The sequence below is a fragment of the Pelagibacterium luteolum genome (genome assembly GCF_900100665.1).
GTDB lineage: Bacteria > Pseudomonadota > Alphaproteobacteria > Rhizobiales > Devosiaceae > Pelagibacterium > Pelagibacterium luteolum.
In genome coordinates, this window is record NZ_FNCS01000025.1 from 1 (window position 1) to 15,839 (window position 15,839).

General features: G+C 60.0%; 18 protein-coding genes. 7 read left to right on the forward strand and 11 right to left on the reverse strand.

Features of this window, described 5'->3' with window-relative positions; all coding sequences use genetic code 11:
- From BLR31_RS19680 to BLR31_RS19690, 3 genes are all read right to left on the reverse strand, one after another.
- The coding region (locus BLR31_RS19680) for a transposase (RefSeq protein ID WP_244505163.1) at positions 1-220 on the reverse strand (220 nt) is incomplete at its 3' end.
- Between the two features lie 86 nt (positions 221-306).
- Positions 307-1,062, reverse strand: a complete 756-nt coding sequence (locus BLR31_RS19685; protein ID WP_090599678.1) for a histidine kinase dimerization/phosphoacceptor domain -containing protein — start codon at positions 1,060-1,062, stop codon at positions 307-309.
- Complete coding sequence (locus BLR31_RS19690; RefSeq protein WP_143009463.1) at positions 996-1,466, reverse strand: hypothetical protein; 471 nt, start codon at positions 1,464-1,466, stop codon at positions 996-998. The genes BLR31_RS19685 and BLR31_RS19690 overlap by 67 nt, the downstream gene beginning before the upstream one ends.
- Positions 1,467-1,689: 223 nt before the next feature.
- On the opposite strand from BLR31_RS19690, the gene BLR31_RS19695 reads away from it, so the two are divergent.
- Both BLR31_RS19695 and BLR31_RS19700 read left to right on the forward strand, forming a co-directional pair.
- Complete coding sequence (locus BLR31_RS19695) at positions 1,690-2,535, forward strand: glucose 1-dehydrogenase (RefSeq protein ID WP_090599685.1); 846 nt, start codon at positions 1,690-1,692, stop codon at positions 2,533-2,535.
- Positions 2,536-2,543: 8 nt separating this feature from the next.
- Positions 2,544-3,584, forward strand: coding sequence for a DNA topoisomerase IB (locus BLR31_RS19700; protein WP_090599790.1), 1,041 nt, complete (start codon positions 2,544-2,546; stop codon positions 3,582-3,584).
- 13 nt (positions 3,585-3,597) lie between these two features.
- Here the strand turns inward: BLR31_RS19700 and BLR31_RS19705 are convergent, their stop codons facing one another.
- Complete coding sequence (locus BLR31_RS19705; protein ID WP_090599687.1) at positions 3,598-3,783, reverse strand: hypothetical protein; 186 nt, start codon at positions 3,781-3,783, stop codon at positions 3,598-3,600.
- A gap of 158 nt (positions 3,784-3,941) precedes the next feature.
- On the opposite strand from BLR31_RS19705, the gene ligD reads away from it, so the two are divergent.
- The gene (gene ligD, locus BLR31_RS19710) at positions 3,942-6,428 is read left to right on the forward strand and encodes a DNA ligase D (protein ID WP_090599690.1); all 2,487 of its coding nucleotides are present in this window, start codon (positions 3,942-3,944) and stop codon (positions 6,426-6,428) included.
- Here ligD and BLR31_RS19715 read toward each other — a convergent pair whose 3' ends face one another.
- Together BLR31_RS19715 and BLR31_RS19720 are read right to left on the reverse strand one after the other, a co-directional pair.
- Positions 6,429-7,178, reverse strand: coding sequence for a Crp/Fnr family transcriptional regulator (locus BLR31_RS19715; RefSeq protein ID WP_090599694.1), 750 nt, complete (start codon positions 7,176-7,178; stop codon positions 6,429-6,431). It abuts the gene before it with no gap.
- 9 nt (positions 7,179-7,187) lie between these two features.
- Positions 7,188-7,808 carry a flavodoxin family protein gene (locus BLR31_RS19720; RefSeq protein WP_090599697.1) on the reverse strand — a complete coding sequence of 207 codons (621 nt, stop codon included), beginning with the start codon at positions 7,806-7,808 and terminating at the stop codon, positions 7,188-7,190.
- Between the two features lie 240 nt (positions 7,809-8,048).
- On the opposite strand from BLR31_RS19720, the gene BLR31_RS19725 reads away from it, so the two are divergent.
- The 4 genes from BLR31_RS19725 to BLR31_RS19740 are packed head-to-tail and all read left to right on the forward strand — an operon-like array spanning position 8,049 to position 10,965.
- On the forward strand, positions 8,049-8,447 hold the full coding sequence (locus BLR31_RS19725) for a response regulator (RefSeq protein WP_143009464.1): 399 nt from the start codon (positions 8,049-8,051) through the stop codon (positions 8,445-8,447).
- Positions 8,444-8,977, forward strand: a complete 534-nt coding sequence (locus tag BLR31_RS19730) for a response regulator (protein ID WP_090599705.1) — start codon at positions 8,444-8,446, stop codon at positions 8,975-8,977. Before BLR31_RS19725 ends, BLR31_RS19730 begins: the two co-directional genes overlap by 4 nt.
- A 16-nt stretch (positions 8,978-8,993) precedes the next feature.
- Positions 8,994-10,400, forward strand: coding sequence for a PAS domain S-box protein (locus BLR31_RS19735; protein WP_090599709.1), 1,407 nt, complete (start codon positions 8,994-8,996; stop codon positions 10,398-10,400).
- Positions 10,401-10,452: 52 nt separating this feature from the next.
- The gene (locus tag BLR31_RS19740) at positions 10,453-10,965 is read left to right on the forward strand and encodes a DUF2231 domain-containing protein (protein WP_090599712.1); all 513 of its coding nucleotides are present in this window, start codon (positions 10,453-10,455) and stop codon (positions 10,963-10,965) included.
- On the opposite strand, the gene BLR31_RS19745 is transcribed toward BLR31_RS19740, so the two are convergent.
- Genes BLR31_RS19745 through BLR31_RS19765 form a run of 5 tightly spaced genes read right to left on the reverse strand, consistent with a single transcriptional unit; the run spans position 10,966 to position 15,761 of the window.
- Positions 10,966-11,310: a hypothetical protein gene (locus BLR31_RS19745; protein ID WP_090599716.1), complete on the reverse strand. Its 345-nt coding sequence runs from the start codon at positions 11,308-11,310 to the stop codon at positions 10,966-10,968.
- Complete coding sequence (gene ctaD, locus BLR31_RS19750; protein WP_090599719.1) at positions 11,310-13,832, reverse strand: cytochrome c oxidase subunit I; 2,523 nt, start codon at positions 13,830-13,832, stop codon at positions 11,310-11,312. Before ctaD ends, BLR31_RS19745 begins: the two co-directional genes overlap by 1 nt.
- Positions 13,829-14,512 (reverse strand): cytochrome c oxidase subunit II, encoded by a 684-nt coding sequence (gene coxB, locus BLR31_RS19755; RefSeq protein ID WP_210183959.1) that lies wholly within the window; start codon positions 14,510-14,512, stop codon positions 13,829-13,831. Before coxB ends, ctaD begins: the two co-directional genes overlap by 4 nt.
- Complete coding sequence (locus BLR31_RS19760) at positions 14,509-15,018, reverse strand: CopD family protein (RefSeq protein WP_244505165.1); 510 nt, start codon at positions 15,016-15,018, stop codon at positions 14,509-14,511. The genes coxB and BLR31_RS19760 overlap by 4 nt, the downstream gene beginning before the upstream one ends.
- Positions 15,006-15,761, reverse strand: a complete 756-nt coding sequence (locus BLR31_RS19765; protein ID WP_090599723.1) for a cytochrome c oxidase assembly protein — start codon at positions 15,759-15,761, stop codon at positions 15,006-15,008. Before BLR31_RS19765 ends, BLR31_RS19760 begins: the two co-directional genes overlap by 13 nt.
- Positions 15,762-15,839 lie beyond the last annotated feature (78 nt).

The following is a 15,839-nucleotide window of genomic DNA, read 5'->3' on the forward strand; positions in this document are numbered from 1 at the left end:
CATCCAAGCGTACCGGATAAAACGAAGCCGCCTCGTTGCCCAGCTGGCCGTCGCGATACGCCTTGCGCCAGGCAAAAAGCAATGGCACCGCAATTCCATGCCGTCGTGCGGTCGCCGAACCCATTCGCGGGGCCGACAAGCTTTCTTCAACGATCCGGATCTTCTCCGCATCACTGAACCGCCTGCGCCGGCCCGTGTCCACAATCTCGAGCCGCTCCACACGGCTTCTATCTGTAAGGATATCCATAGCGATAGTTTGCTACCAGATCGGCCGCTCAGGCCAAGGCGGCCCTCAACGGAGGCTTACTAGATGTGTTCGTGCACGGCAACCATCGCTGCGATGCGCCTGCCCATCTCGCCCTTGACTGCTGCGGGCACCGGCTGGAGTTGTACCAGCGAGGAAACCGCCTGTAGATTATTCTTCACCCGGTGGTGGATTTCCCTGAACAGCACGTGGTTTTTCTCCACGGCCTCGGCCAGCTTTTCGCGTGTCTTCCGATCACGCTTCAATATGCGGAGCAACCAGCCCAGCGCGGCCAGCATGCCGCCGAGGCCGGGGATGATCAATGCGAGAACGATAGCCACATTCTGCCAGAACCGCGCCATTGCCGCGTCGGTCGATAGTGCCGCGATGGCGACGAGGGGTATCGTGTCGAGCGTCCGGTATCCAACGATGCGCCTTGCACCATCCACCGGGGATGCTTCGGCGAGATAGGTGCCCTGCGGCGCGCGCGCCAAATGCTCAGTAAACAGTTCATAGTCGATAAGTGTACTGACTTCGGCAGGGGCGGGGTGTCGTGCGACAATCCAGCCATCGTTCCGCACGAGCGATATCGCGGAGCCATCATCGAGGTCGAGCGAGCGCCAAACCTCGGCAAGCATTTGATTGGAGATCGATACCGCGGCAACCCCTGCGAAAGTGCCGTTATTGGTCAGTCGCTTGGCCACGACATATCCCGTAGCCTGCGTGCCCTCTCCGAGCATCATAGGTGAAATCAGGTAGTCCCCGCCGGCGACGAGATCGCTGAAAAAAGGTTCGGCGGAGACATTGAGCGGGCGCATCTCGTCGTCATTGGAAAGTCGCAAATTTCCGCCGGCCCATAGACGGAAATCCGCATGTAATTGGGCAAGCTGCTGAGTTGCTCATCGATATTGCCCAGCCCCCGGTCTTGCGGCCATGTGCCTTCGAGCGCAATGCTGTCCTTGATCCGCTCGAGCGCCTGAAGGCTCGCTTCCACCATCCATTGGGTATGGACGGCAACGATATGCGCGTCCGCGGCCGCGGTCGTTTCGGCGCGTTCGAACTGATCGTTGTACCCCTGAACCACAAGCATGGCGGTGAGGACCAAGATCGAAATCGTGACGATCACCGCAAAGATGATCGACGCGATGGCCGCATCGATCTTTCGCTTCATTCGTCCAACAGATAGTCCTGGCGCCGCCGCGTCGCTCAATGTGGTTTCCATGCCCGCAAATCGTTCCGGGCGAACAGAGCACATAGCTTGGGTCGCCACAACCTATTGAAAGTCCTATAGGCCCTCAAAAGCTTAACTCAAAGCAATAGGTTCCAATGATCTTCGTGCCATAGCGCGGCAGGAGTGCAAGCCGCGCTTTCGGTGGGCCAGCGCAGCGGAACGAAGCGGAGTTCGCAATCATTGTGCTGGCCAGATCACAAGGAGCTTGCGACCAATGCCAGAACAGCCTGCCCAGAAACAGAACCGCCAGCCGGGTTGCGAAGGCGAGATGACGCCGGAACCGGCTTACATGCCCTTTTTTCCAGGCAGCGGGCGGCTCAAGGGCAAGGTGGCAATTGTGACCGGCGGGGACTCGGGGATAGGCCGTGCGGTCAGCGTTCTGTTCGCGCGCGAAGGGGCCAAGCTCGTCATCGCCTATCTCGATGAGCATGAGGACGCCGAGACGACGAAGGCCGCGATCGAAAAAGAGGGCAGCGAGGCCCTGCTCGTTCCGGGCGACATCGGCGACCCGGAATTCTGCAAGTCGATCGCCGCCCAAACGCTCGAAAAATTCGGTCGCATCGATATTCTCGTCAACAACGCTGCCGAACAGTATGTCCGCAAGGATCTGAGCGAGACGGCGCCGGAGGATGTCGAGCGGGTTTTTCGCACGAATATCTTTGGCTATTTCTTCATGGTGCAGGCCGTCATCGATCACCTCGAAAACGGCAGCCGTATCATCAATACGGCGTCCATCGTCGCCTATCGCGGGCACCCGGAACTCGTTGATTATTCCATGACCAAGGGCGCCATCGTGACACTTACGCGCTCACTCGCCAACCGCTTTGCCGAGCGTGAAATTCTCGTCAATGCAGTAGCGCCGGGCCCAATCTGGACGCCACTGATTCCAGCGAGTTTTCCACCCGATAAGGTCGAGGAGTTCGGCTCGGATACGCCGCTGGGTCGTCCGGGGCAGCCCAATGAAGTGGCGCCGGCTTACCTGCTTTTGGCCAGCGCCGATGGCAGCTACATCACAGGCCAGACCATTCACGTCAATGGCGGCGGGTTGACCAGCAGTTGACGGCCATCATGAACGCAATTGAGCCCGACCTCGCCAATGGCGCGCTGCGCTATGTCAATGACGACGAGCCAGGCATCACGCGCCGTCGGCATGGCAAAGGCTTTTCCTATCGCCGCGCCAGCGGTCGCCTGGTCTTGCGCGAGTCTGACGTGGCGCGAATTCGCGCGCTGGCCATCCCACCCGCATGGACCAATGTCTGGATTTGTGACGACCCCGATGGGCACATTCAGGCGACGGGTCGGGATCTGAAGGGCCGTAAGCAGTATCGCTATCACAATCGCTGGCATGAAGAGCGCGGCAGCGCCAAATATGCACTTCTGGCCGAGTTTTCGGCGGCCCTACCCAAACTGCGCAAAGTCATTGACGCCGATCTTGGTCTGCGAGGCCTGCCGCGCGACAAGGTGGTCGCTACCGTCGCTTGGCTCCTCGACAACACGATGATCCGCGTCGGCAACGACACCTATGCTCGGGATAACAAGAGTTTTGGATTGACCACCTTGCGGACGCGCCACCTCGAGGTTTCGGGCTCTCGCTTCAACTTCGCCTTCAAGGGCAAGTCGGGAAAGGAGTGGGATATCGATTTCACCGACCGTCGCATGGCGCGCATCCTGCGCTCGATCGAAGATTTGCCCGGTCAGCGCCTGTTCCGCTACCGTGACGAAGAGCGCGGCCTTCACGATGTCGGTTCGCACGACGTCAACGCATATATCCGGGCGGCGATCGGCGAGCGGTTCAGTTCAAAGGATTTTCGGACATGGGGCGGCACGATGCGTGCGCTGACGCTGCTATCGAAAACCGACGTCCCCGAAACCAAGACAGCGCGCGCCAAAACGCTCAATGCCGTGATCGACAAGGTCTCGCGCCGTCTTGGCAATACCCGCGCCGTTTGCCGTGCATGTTACATCCATCCCGCAGTCTTTGAAAACTGGGAGCAGGGGCAATTGGCCGATGAGGTTGCCGCGATCCGCGCAAAGCGGCCCCGACGCTCTGGGTTGGACGCTGAGGAAACCATTGCCTCAGTGTGGCTGCAGCAAAACGCCGGTGGCTGACGCGTTTTGAGGGCTAGAGCTTGAGCACTGTTTGCGCGTCGCGGCTGCGACGCAGCAATGCCAGCCGGATCAGGCTGTGGTCATTGCACTTGTGATCGACAGCGATGCGGATCGCACTCTCCTCCAGCTTCAACAGCCGGTGGTGGTGACGATCGACTTCCTCGCGTACCGATTCCAACACGCTTTTGCGTGCAAACATATTGCGCTCCTTGGCCCCACCCGGAAACACTAGAGGACACATATATGTTCGCATTAACACATGTTACTCGGCTTACTCGCTGGGACGGGAACGGTTGAGAGGAATGGCGCGTTGGGTGAGCGCGCTTCAGCCGCCAACGCCTGTTCCCGGATTTCACCATGGCCCGTGCCCGCGATCTGCTCGATGAATACCGCGCCAAGCGAGACTTTGCCCAGACCAGCGAGCCGGATGGCGGCACGCCGTCAGAAAGCGGCAACATCTTCGTGGTGCAAAAGCACGATGCAACGCGCCTGCACTATGATTTCCGACTCGAATACGAGGGCGTGCTCAAGAGCTGGGCCGTAACCCGCGGCCCGAGCACCGATCCCGCCGACAAGCGCCTTGCCGTTCGCACTGAGGATCACCCGCTAGACTATGCCACGTTTGAGGGCACCATCCCAAAAGGCCAATACGGCGGCGGCACGGTGATGCTCTGGGATTTCGGCACATGGGAGCCGATCGAAGAACCCAAGGCGGGGTTTAAGTCCGGCAAGCTCAAAGTCCGGCTCGATGGCGAGCGCATGAAGGGCGACTGGGCGTTGATCCGCATGAAAGCAAAACCCGGCGACAAGCGCGAAAACTGGCTGTTGATCAAGGAGCACGATTCCTTCGCCACCGACGGCAAGGGCGAAGCGATCCTCGATACCGACACCAGCGTTTCGACCGGCCGCGCGATGGATGCGATCGCCAGCGGCAAGAAGCCGAAGCGCCTCACGAAATCCACCGCGAAGGCGCTGCCGAAATTCGTCGAACCCCAACTCGCTACGCTCGTCGATGACGTGCCGGTCGGCAAGGATTGGCTGTTCGAGATGAAGTATGACGGCTACCGCTGCATCGCCGCGATCTCTGGCGACACCGTCAAGCTCTACACCCGCCACGGCCATGACTGGACCGAGAAATTCGCGTCCCTCGTCGCCCCGCTCTCGAAGGTCACCAAGGGATCAGCCCTCATCGACGGCGAAATCTGTGCCTTTAACGCCGACGGCAAGACCGATTTCTCTACTCTCAAGGCGGCATTATCCGATGGTGGTCCGCTGGTTTTCTTCGCGTTTGATCTCCTCGAGCGCGACGGCAAATCCCTTCGCAATCTCCCGCTCGTCGACCGCAAGAAGGCGCTCGAAGAGCTAATCGGTACGCGAGAGCGCCACGATGCCATCCAGCTCTCCCCCGATATCGAAGGGAAGGGGCAGGAGGTGTTCGACGCCATCTGCAAGGCCGGGCTCGAGGGCGTCATCGCCAAGAAGGCATCGGCCGAATACTTGTCCGGCCGCGCGAAAACATGGCTCAAGATCAAATGCACGCTGCGCCAGGAATTCATCATCGTAGGCTGGTCGCCGTCCGAAAAACGCAAGGGCGTCTTCGCCTCCCTGCTGCTGGCCACCGAGGAAGACGGAAAGCTCGTCTATCGCGGACGCGTCGGCACCGGATTTTCGGACCAGACGCGTGAGGATCTGCAAAAATTGCTCGACGCCGCCGCCCGCAAATCCGCTCCGCTCACCGGCGTCCCGTCCCAGATGTCGCGCAATGCGCGCTGGGTCACGCCACGCCATCTTGCCGAAATCGCCTATACCGAGCAAACGCCCGATGGCGTCTTGCGTCACCCGTCATTTCTCGGCCTGCGCGAAGACAAACCGGCCAAAGGCGTCGCCTTGGAAAAGCCGACCAAGGTGACCAGCCCGCGCACCAAGAGATCGACACCGGGCGCAAAGCTGACCGACGACGCAGGCATCGCTGCTGCGGAGAAGGCCGGTATCAAGCTCACGAGCCCCGACAAGCTTCTCTATCCGGGCCAGGGCGTCACCAAAGCAAAGCTGGCCGCCTACTACGCTGCGGTCGTCGATGCGATGCTTCCCTACATCACCGACCACCCCTTGAGCCTCGTTCGCTGCCCCGGGGGTCGCGCCAAGCAGTGCTTTTTCCAAAAGCACGATACCGGCGGCTTTTCCCAAGGCATGCACTCGATCGCCATCACGGAAAAAGACGGCACCTCGGACGATTATTTCACCCTCAACGGGCTGGATGGACTCTTGGCAGGCGTGCAGATGGGTGTTCTTGAATTCCACATCTGGGGCTCGCGCCGTGACGACATCGAAAAGCCTGACCGGCTTGTCTTCGACATCGACCCCGATGAAGGCCTCGATTTCGCCGATGTCAAATCCGCCGCCCTCGACATCCGCGACCGACTTGCAGACATCGGCCTCAAGACCTTCCCCATGGCCACGGGCGGAAAGGGCATCCATGTCATCGCGCCTCTCACCCGCAGTGCCGAATGGCCCGAGGTCAAAGCTTTCGCGTCGGGCTTTGCCAAACATCTGGCCGAAACACAGCCCGATCGCTACACCGCGACGCTGTCGAAAAAGGCGCGAAAGGGCAAGCTGTTCGTCGACTATCTGCGCAACGAGCGGGGCTCGACGGCCATCGCGCCCTATTCAACCCGTGCGCGTGAAGGGGCGCCCTGCGCCGTGCCGCTCTCTTGGGATGAACTGGACGATCTCAAGCAAGCCAACGGCTTTTCGCTCGATGCTGCTGCCGAACGCGCTACGGGGCCGGACCCTTGGCAGGGCTATGGCAAGGTGCGCCAGTCCCTACCCAAAACCTTTAAATGATCAAGCCGGAACGGCGCCGATCAGCGGCATTTCACGCAGGTGCAGATAATCGGGAGAAAACATCGCCTGAGCCGCCAGCGCATTGAAGTCGAAGATTTCGACGGTCCCGGCCTGAAAGGCAATCTGGCCAGATTTGCGCAACTCCTGGAGCGTACGGTTCACATGGACCGTGGACAGGCCCAGCGCATCCGCCAATTCGCTCTGGGTCAGGGGCAGGGGGAAGCGGGCACCCTCGGTTCGGCCCACGGCAGCGAGACGCAGGAAGGTTTCGCACAGAAGATGCGCCATCCGCTCGATGGCCGATCGCTTGCCGATCGACACCAGCCACTCTCGGGAAATCGATTCTTCAACGAGCGTAGTGCTCCAGAGCGCCGTCGTAATGCGCGGGTGGTCTTCGAGCAGTCGGAAAAGGCTCGCATTGGGAATGGCCGCCAGTGTAGCAACCGACAGGGTCGCCACGGCCGGCTGCATGCCACCCAGAACGAATTGGCGCAGATCGATGACGTCCCCTGGCATCAAAAGCGACAGGATTTGCCGCCGCCCGTCCGCGAGGTCGCGATACCGGCAGGCATAGCCTTCGATGATCATGTGCACGTGGTTTTCGGACAGCTTGCCGGCCAGCGCCAAATTGCGTCCGGGCATGCTGCGCATCTGACAGGGCAGGCCGGCAAGCCCGTTGCGCTCGGACTCATCGAGCGCCAGATGGCTCTGCAATCGTGCAATCAACAGATCATTGGGCATGGTCTTCATCGATACAGGTCAGTCCAGGCTGGGATAGGGGTCTTGGGCCAACAACCGCGCCAGATGGGCGCTCGTGCGCGCGACCATCGTAATGGTCCCGCTCACCGTTTCCGGCACGGCTTTCAAATCTTTAAAGTCGGTCGACCCCATGGCCTCGCCGACCCAGTAGGCCACTGCGTTGGGCGCAAGCGAAAAGCCGACATCATTGAGGGCCTGGAACAGCTCGGCAGATACGTGGTGCGCGCCATCCTCATTGCCCACAACAGCCACCGCGGCCACACGACCGTAGGAGGGCATGCGGCCCTCGTCGTCCTTTTCGCTGATGAAGGCGTCCAGGCGTTCCATCGCCCGCTTGATGACGCTCGAGGGCTGGCCCATCCAGACAGGGGTCCCTGCAATCAAGATGTCGGCGGCAAGAATTTTCTCTCGAATAGCCGGCCACTCATCGCCTTTACCTTCGTCCGATGTCACCCCGGGCAGGATATTGTGGTCGGCAAGCCGAATGGTCTCGCCTTCGATCCCCAGGGATTTCAGTTCGCTTAAGAGCAATTGGATCATCCGGTCGGTGGACGAACTCTCCTTGCCCTTGGACGGTTTGAGCGTACCATTGAGCGCGAGAGCGGTGAGGGTCTTTGGCATGCTTGTGTCCTTGGGTATCGGCGGGCGCAATAACTTAGGTTAGGCGGAAACCCGGTCGCGCTGCGGCGAGGGTCACGCCCCGCGGTCCGGTCTGGAGCAAGAACGAACGGGGCACGAACCGTGTTCCATATCGCTGCCGCAGGTCGATGCACAAATTTGGGTACGTTTTGCAACAAAACACCCCTCCCATTGGTTCTGATAGCGCTGGACGTCGTGCCGGCGATCAAAGCGGAGGACAGGATGGGTACGACGGGTCCCGGTATTTCCGGGAAAGCCATCATGGTTGTTGAAGACGAATATTTGATCGCACTTACCCTCGAGATGGCGCTGTCCGAACAGGGTGCACATGTCATGGGGCCATACTCCAGCGTGGACGCAGCGCTGGAAGCATTGTCCGCGACGCCCTGGCCCGATGCGGCGGTTCTCGACATCAATGTAAGGGAGCGTCTTGTGTTTCCAGTCGCCGAAAAACTGACCGAACTCGACATACCTTTCGTCTTTGCCACCGGCTATGACAACTGGACGGTGCCAGCCGTTTTCAGCACGATCCGTCGCTTTGAAAAGCCGACCGATACGGACCGTCTGATCGTTGAACTGTCCAACATGCTGGCAGCACGTGACACCTCAGGTGCGGCATGAGCGCCCTCGTCGATGAAAAACAGGCCGACGATATCGCGGGCAAATGTGTGCTCGTCGTTGAAGATGACTACGTCCTTGCCCGTGAGGTTTGTAATGATCTCAAGAGCCACGGCGCGCTTGTCCTTGGACCTGCGCCTACCGTTCATTATGCCCATTTGATTATCGGCCGTCGTCGCCTCGATGGAGCGATCCTCGATATCAAGTTGTTCGGCGAGGAGGTCTACGAGCTCGTTGATGTCCTCAAGGCACGGGGCGTGCCCATTGTCTTTGCCACGGCGTATCAACCCGATCAGATCGATGAACGCTATCGCAGTATCGATGTTTTGCCCAAACCCCTCGATTTTGACCATCTCCGGCGAAAAGTCGCCGATTTCCGCCCCACCCCTATCGCGGCCCCGCTGCGGCAAGACGCGGTTGAGCGACACTATCCAATACCCGATCCTCACCGGCCGACTGTCGGGGCCACTGCTATGGGCGATCGTGAACGCTGGGCGCGTCTTTTGACCGGCGCCATGCGCCGGCAGAGCTGATGTCGGGAGGCTGTTCATGACGGAAGGTCGCACGATCGATCAGCCCGGGCGCCCGCCGTTCACGGACGACGACGAACGCTTTCGCCTTATCGTCGAGAATGCCCGCGACTACGCGATCTTCACCACCGATGCGGATGGCATCATCGACAGTTGGCCGCCTGGCGCATCATCGGTGTTCGGGTGGGACGCGCCCGACATCCTGGGTAAACCCGCGTCTCTTATCTTCGTCCCCGAGGACCGTGAGAGCGGGGTTCCCGAACAGGAATTCAACACCGCTCTGGAGCGCGGTTATGCCCCCGATGTTCGCTGGCATCAGCACAAATCAGGCTCGCGCGTATTCATTGAGGGCAGTGTCTGGCCGCTGACCGAGGCGGATGGTTCATTGAGAGGCTTTCTCAAGATCGGCCAGGACATGACCCTGCGCCGCCAGCACGAGATCGCCCTCATGGAAAGCGAGGAGCGATTTCGCCTTCTTGCAACGACAGTTCCCCATCTGGTTTTCCGTTCGACGACCGAGGGGCGCCGCACCTGGGCCAGCCCGCAATGGGCAACCTATACCGGTATGGGCAATGCGGAATCCGAAGGGTATGGCTGGCTGGACGCCATCCATCCCGATGACCGCGACGTCGCGCTCAAGAAGTGGGACGAAGCCGCCTATGACGGCAACACCTATTACGGCGAGCATCGCATTCGGCGGCAGACCGATGGCATGTATCGTTGGCACCAGACGCGCGCCGTCCCCATCGGCCCTTCCGCCGGCGGAACGCAGGAGTGGGTCGGCTCAGCTGCAGACATCCACGACGTCCGCATGCTGCAAGAGCAGCAGGGACTTCTTGTCGGAGAGCTTCAGCACCGGACACGAAATCTGCTTGCGGTCGTCCGCTCCATAGCGTCGCAGACCGTTGAAGCGGTCGGGTCGCTCCAGGACTTCCAGCGGGCCTTCGACAGTCGCCTGGGTGCGCTATCGCGCGTTCAGGGACTTCTCTCGCGCGCTGACAATCAGGGCATAACCGTCGAACGTCTCCTCAGTATCGAGCTTGGTGCGGTGGCGTCGAGCTGGGATCAGATCCACACGGAAGGGCCGCGGGTCCTTGTGGCAGACGGTAGTCTGCAGACCCTGATGCTCGTGATCCACGAGTTAAGTACCAACGCCGTGCGACATGGCGGCCTGGCCACCAACGAGGGCAGGGTCGATATTGTCTGGTCCATGCGCGGAAACGCCGCCGACGGCGGATTGCTGATCATCGAATGGCGCGAGCGTTTTCCGCCTCGCGCGATCGATCCGGACCGTCCCCGCGGTTTCGGTCGCCAGTTGATCGAGGAAGCGATACCCTACCAGCTCGGCGCGGCGACCAAGTTCGTTCTTGGTGAAGATTCGCTTCAGTGCGTCCTCAGCCTGCCGCTCGATCCGCAGGATGCCTGACGCCGATAGGGAACCTCGACCCTGTCGCAGTCATTGAGCATATATCGCATGCATGGGGGCGTTAGTGGCTGAAGAAGACAATCCAGACAATCCGGTCATCGCTGAAGTTCTCAAGGACGACGTGCAATCGGCCGTTGCCGTTGCAGGGCACCCAATTCACGCCATGATGGTGCATTTCCCCATCGCTCTCGTCTTTGCGACGCTGGGCGCGGATATCTTCTATTGGTGGACCGCCGATCCCTTCTGGGTGCGGGCAGGTCTTTGGTCGGCAGGCTTTGCTTTCGTCTTCGGCGTCGCCGCCGGCATTGCCGGGACGGCAGAATTGGTTCTCGTAAAAGGCATTCGCGGTCGGATCGGAAGCTGGACGCACGCCCTTGCCGCCATGACACTTATCGCCATTGCGGGCACCAATTGGGGGCTGCGACTGGCCGAGCCGGACGCTGTCCTGCCCCTGGGACTATCGCTCTCGATCCTCGCGGGGATATTTACCGGCCTTGCCGGATGGCATGGTGGCAAGCTGGTCTTTGATCACGGCGTCGGGATGATCGTCGATCCAAATGAATAGCTAAATGCACATGCTCGTTGCCAACACCGGAATAGCGACGCCGATCATCGCCACAAACGCCGATCCCAACCCATATATGCCTATTATGGACAGGGTCGGAGCAGGCGCTACTTCGGCCTTCGCGTTCCGCTCCCAATGACGGTGAACAAGGTGCCACGCGACACCGCCGAGGCCCAGAAACCCTAGAGATATCGCAATCAGCATCCCCCGCTGAACAGCGCTCGGCCATTCAAAGGCGCAGCCGATGGCATTGGTCGCATATAGCACCACGAACGCCGCCGCCCAGATCGTAAATCCAAGTGGAATCAAGAGGATACGATTGGCGGGGACATGCGCTTCACCCATCACCGCACTCCTTCCAGCATCCCGATCAGCATCGGCATCGCCCCAATCAGAAGCGCTCCAATCACGCCCGTAACAGCAGTATAATCGTGCCACAAAACCGACAGCCGCAGCGGCAGCGAACGGCGTGCGGAGACGTATCCGCCACGGGCCTTCATCAAGCCATTGAGCGCAAAGCAAAATCCGCCTGCCGCATGCAGCCAGCCATAGCCCAGAATGGCCGCGACGGTCGCGATATGGGCATGCGCGGTCGGGTCGGGCAGGGCGCTAAGGGCAAGTGAAATCAGCACGATTGTCAAACCGTCGATTATGACAATGGCAAACAGTGCCGGCGCGAAATTGCCCCCCTGCCGATTTATCCCCGTAGCCCAGCGTGCGACTATACTCGACACGATCATCGCAACAGGCGCGAGCCAGAGCCAAAAGCCGGGATCGGCAATTTCAGCAGGCGGCCAGGCGGGAGCCACGAGCCACAGGTAAAGCGCCCCGAAAATAAGAGACGCAAACAGCGTCCCATTCGCCGAAAGCGCAAAAACCATCGCCCACCATGGCGTAGAGCCATCCACCTCGACATCCGGCGGCACGAATTCACCATTGCCGACCGGCACCGGTCCGCTGTCGGTCGTAAGGCCCGTCGTCCTCGACCAGAGGAAGAAACTACTAACAGTTGCAATGGCGAAGACGATCGCGCCAATGTACAACTTGAAGAGCGTGCATAGTACTACGCTCCCCGTAAGCCCCGCCGAGAGCAGCGGCAGATATGTCGCATTGGGAAGCACGACCAGATGTTCGAGCCGGCCCGTCGTCATATCGACAGCGAGGGTTTCCATGCGATTGTTGCGCGCAAATCCGAGGTATCCCTTGCCCGCCGCCAGTTCCGCCCCAAGCCGATCAGGATCGATGCCATCAGCTCGCTCTTCGATTTTCGGCAAGGACGCGAAGGCGTAGGACGTTGGTCGTGTGGGCATGGCCCAGTCCAGCGTCGACGCCTTCCAGATATTGCGCCGGAAATGCCGGCCGAACCTGAACTGCAGGATCAGATCGACAGCGAACAGCGCAAATCCCATGGTCAGGATAAACCCGCCAACGCTGGAGAGAAGGTTGAGCCAATCCCAGCCGAAATTGGAGGGGTAAGTATAGATTCTCCTCGGCATTCCCATGAGACCGGTCAGGTGCATCAGGAAGAATGTCAGGTTGAAACCGATAAAGATCAGCCAGAAGGCGGGTACCGAAATTCGATGTACCGATTGCCGGCCGGTGATGTGTGGCAGCCAGAAGTAAACCGCTGCCAACATCGGGAAAACAAACCCACCCACAAGGACATAGTGGAGGTGGGCCACAACGAAATAGCTGTCATGGGCCTGCTGGTTAAAGGGCACCATCGCGAGCATGACACCGGTCAAACCCCCGATCACGAACACGACGAAAAAGCCGAAAATATAGAGCATCGGTATGTCGAAGCGTGGTCGTCCATGGGCCAGCGTAGCCAGCCAGGCAAAGATTTGCACCGCTGTCGGTATGGCAACGATGGCGCTGGCAGCGGAAAAGAATGCGAGAGCCAGATGGGGGATGCCGACGGTGAACATGTGGTGCACCCACAGACCGAACGACAGGAACGCCAACGCCACGATGGCGGCTATAATGGCATGATATCCAACGATCTTTCGCTGCGCGAAGACGGGGATCATCGTCGATATCGCGCCCGCCGCCGGCAGGAAGATGATATAGACCTCGGGATGGCCGAACAGCCAGAACAGATGCTGCCAGAGCAATGGATCACCGCCGCGCTCGGGATCAAAGAACGGTAAGCCGAAGGCCCGTTCCAGTTCGAGCAGAATTGAACCGAGGATGAGGGGCGGGAACCCGAACACCATCATCAGAGCGGTCACCAGCATGTACCACGCAAAGAGCGGCATGCGGTTGAGCGACATGCCCGGCGCGCGCAGTTTCAAAATGGTGACTGTGATCTCGATCGCCGCAGACACTGCTGAAATTTCGACGAATGTGACGCCTAGCAGCCAGATATCGGCATTGATTCCAGGTGTGTAGGGCTGGGAGGACAGCGGGGTGTACATGAACCACCCGCTGTCTGGAGCGACGCCGAACAGCATCGATACGACAATGATCGTACCGCCGAACAAATAACACCAATAGCCATAGGCCGTCAGGCGCGGAAACGCGAGGTCGCGCGCGCCAAGCATCTTGGGCAAAAGATAGATCGCCAGCCCTTCCAGCATCGGAATGGCAAAGAGAAACATCATCACAGTGCCATGCATGGAGAAGAGCTGATTGTAGAGCTCTGGCCCAACGAACGCTGCATTAGGCGTCGCAAGCTGTGCCCGGATCAGCATCGCCAGCAAGCCGCCGATGGCGAAGAACACGAAAGCGGTAATCATGAACCGCTTTCCGATCACCGTGTGGTTTACCGCCGCCAGCCGCTGCAATCCGGGACCCGTGCCCCATATGCGCTCAAGCTGCTTATGGAGACGGATCGGGCTCGGTGTTTCAGGCGTCAGGTCGGTCATTGTGCGGCCTCCCTTACGGCATTGGCATATAATTCGGGCTCGTGGGCCTCGACCTGGAACAGCATGCGCGTATGGCCATTGCCACAAAATTCCGCACACACGCCCTGATAGGAACCCGGGCGATCGGCTTGAATACGCACGACATTTTCATGCCCCGGAATCGCGTCGATCTTGCCTGCAAGTCGCGGCACCCAGAACGAATGCACGACATCGCCGCTCGTGACGAGAATATCCACCGGCTGGCCCGCCGGGATGTGGAGAACACGCGTTGGACCGACATCGCCAAGTTCGGGATAGCTGAACTGCCATTGCCACATCACCCCATGCGCGCTGATGCGCGGCGGGGCGTCTTCGATGGGGTGCGCCAGCAGGCGCTCGCCGGTATAGAGCGCAAACCCCACGAGCACCGTCAGCAGCGCCCCAGGCACCGCTAGGCCGCCATAGATGATCCATTTTCCCGGCCGCACTGTTCGCGCCAAGCCGGGACGCAGCCAGATGGTCGTGAGTACAGCCATCATCAAAATGAAGATAACCACCGACGACCAGAACATCACCCACCACAGCGTCGAGATCGCTGTAGCGGACGGGCCGGCGGGATCGAGGGTTGATAGTGGTGCAGCGCATGCGGAAAGCGTTAGAAGCGCTGCGACCGTTGAGAAAATGCGGGCTATTGATTTCACTGAGCCCACCCCAAGACCGGCATCACCAGCTCCGATAGTTTGCCTGGCGCCACCCAATCGGGGACCATCGACTCGAAATCGATGTCCGGCTTGCCCGATACGATCGTGAGAATGGCCGACACGACGATCAGCGTTCCGCCGGTGACCACTACGTACCGCAGCCGAGAATACTTGGTCTTCTCATCGAAAAGCTTCAGGATCAGCAAGCCCGAAAGCAGGTGAATAATCACCATGAGCCCGACGAGTGCGAGCTTGAGCGCAAACCATGGCTCGAACGTCGATCGCAGGAAAACGAGGGCTGTCCCACTGCCAACAGCGATGAACGCGGCAGGCGACAGGATCACGACGTAAAAGAATCGGACCATGGCGTGAAGCCGATGAACAGCGTCGGGCCGTCCCGCATCCTTGCGCTGCGCAAACAGAAACGGAAGACAGACCAGGCCAGCAGCCCATACGGCGATGCCAGCAATGTGGACGAATTTTAGAAGCGTCGTCAGTGCGTCCATCCAGCCCTCTGCGCTTCGGGCTGTCCTTTGACCAGGCGCATCAGGAGGCCAAGGCCGGCGGCCAGATAGGGCAGCATCGCCGGCACCCACATCAGAAGGCCCGCAAGCTGCTGGTCTGACAGCGCCGAAAGGCCAAACGCTGCAGTGGTCTGGAAATGTATGGAATAGACGGCGAACGGGCTGAAGACGAGGAGCGCGCCAAGCAGACCCATCTGCGCTACAAACGCCACCAAGGCGATCAGAGCCGCCCCGTTGCGGGTCAGAGGCGAAAGCACCTCACGCCAGAACAGCCAGGCACTCCCTAGCAGCGAGATTTGCATGAGCCAGTAGGGCGCAGCGTCCATCACAGCCCACTCGTAGGCCGAAGGCGCATGCCATATCCAGACCAGCAGCGCATTGAGCAAGGTCACCGCCGCCAGGGGAAGCAATGGGCCGGATCGCCAAGGCAGGGCGATCGCGAGCAACGGCGCGATCACCGCGATGAGGATAACATGGTGAAACACACGCGCCGAAAACAGCGACACGGTAAGGGCGCAGAGCGGTGAGAAGAACGCAAGGACGATAAGCCCGATCGCGCCCATCAGGGCCGCGCGACCGACGCTATCGCGCCGCCCTACCATCAGCCACGCATAGACGAGGGCGATGATCGCTACGAAGGCGAAGGGGTCAAAATTCCATTGGAAAATTAAAGTGGCGGGGACCGGAGCCGGTCCACAATACGCAATCGAATCGTCAAACAACATCAGCCAGCACGGCCCCCCGAAACCGCAGTGCGAAATCGCACTTCACAGTCCCAACTAGACGGCGTGGAAAATGTTCCC

What these genes read in the sequence shown, in the direction of transcription:
- BLR31_RS19730 (WP_090599705.1), top strand. Translation starts at nt 8,444, where the DNA reads ATGAGCGCCCTCGTCGATGAAAAACAGGCCGACGATATCGCGGGCAAA.
- BLR31_RS19700 (WP_090599790.1), top strand. Translation starts at nt 2,544, where the DNA reads ATGAACGCAATTGAGCCCGACCTCGCCAATGGCGCGCTGCGCTATGTC.
- BLR31_RS19690 (WP_143009463.1), bottom strand. Translation starts at nt 1,466, where the DNA reads ATGGAAACCACATTGAGCGACGCGGCGGCGCCAGGACTATCTGTTGGA.
- BLR31_RS19685 (WP_090599678.1), bottom strand. Translation starts at nt 1,062, where the DNA reads ATGCGCCCGCTCAATGTCTCCGCCGAACCTTTTTTCAGCGATCTCGTC.
- BLR31_RS19720 (WP_090599697.1), bottom strand. Translation starts at nt 7,808, where the DNA reads ATGCCAAAGACCCTCACCGCTCTCGCGCTCAATGGTACGCTCAAACCG.
- BLR31_RS19695 (WP_090599685.1), top strand. Translation starts at nt 1,690, where the DNA reads ATGCCAGAACAGCCTGCCCAGAAACAGAACCGCCAGCCGGGTTGCGAA.
- ligD (WP_090599690.1), top strand. Translation starts at nt 3,942, where the DNA reads ATGGCCCGTGCCCGCGATCTGCTCGATGAATACCGCGCCAAGCGAGAC.
- BLR31_RS19735 (WP_090599709.1), top strand. Translation starts at nt 8,994, where the DNA reads ATGACGGAAGGTCGCACGATCGATCAGCCCGGGCGCCCGCCGTTCACG.
- BLR31_RS19740 (WP_090599712.1), top strand. Translation starts at nt 10,453, where the DNA reads ATGGGGGCGTTAGTGGCTGAAGAAGACAATCCAGACAATCCGGTCATC.
- BLR31_RS19765 (WP_090599723.1), bottom strand. Translation starts at nt 15,761, where the DNA reads ATGTTGTTTGACGATTCGATTGCGTATTGTGGACCGGCTCCGGTCCCC.
- BLR31_RS19725 (WP_143009464.1), top strand. Translation starts at nt 8,049, where the DNA reads ATGGGTACGACGGGTCCCGGTATTTCCGGGAAAGCCATCATGGTTGTT.
- BLR31_RS19715 (WP_090599694.1), bottom strand. Translation starts at nt 7,178, where the DNA reads ATGAAGACCATGCCCAATGATCTGTTGATTGCACGATTGCAGAGCCAT.
- BLR31_RS19760 (WP_244505165.1), bottom strand. Translation starts at nt 15,018, where the DNA reads ATGGACGCACTGACGACGCTTCTAAAATTCGTCCACATTGCTGGCATC.
- BLR31_RS19745 (WP_090599716.1), bottom strand. Translation starts at nt 11,310, where the DNA reads ATGGGTGAAGCGCATGTCCCCGCCAATCGTATCCTCTTGATTCCACTT.
- ctaD (WP_090599719.1), bottom strand. Translation starts at nt 13,832, where the DNA reads ATGACCGACCTGACGCCTGAAACACCGAGCCCGATCCGTCTCCATAAG.
- BLR31_RS19705 (WP_090599687.1), bottom strand. Translation starts at nt 3,783, where the DNA reads ATGTTTGCACGCAAAAGCGTGTTGGAATCGGTACGCGAGGAAGTCGAT.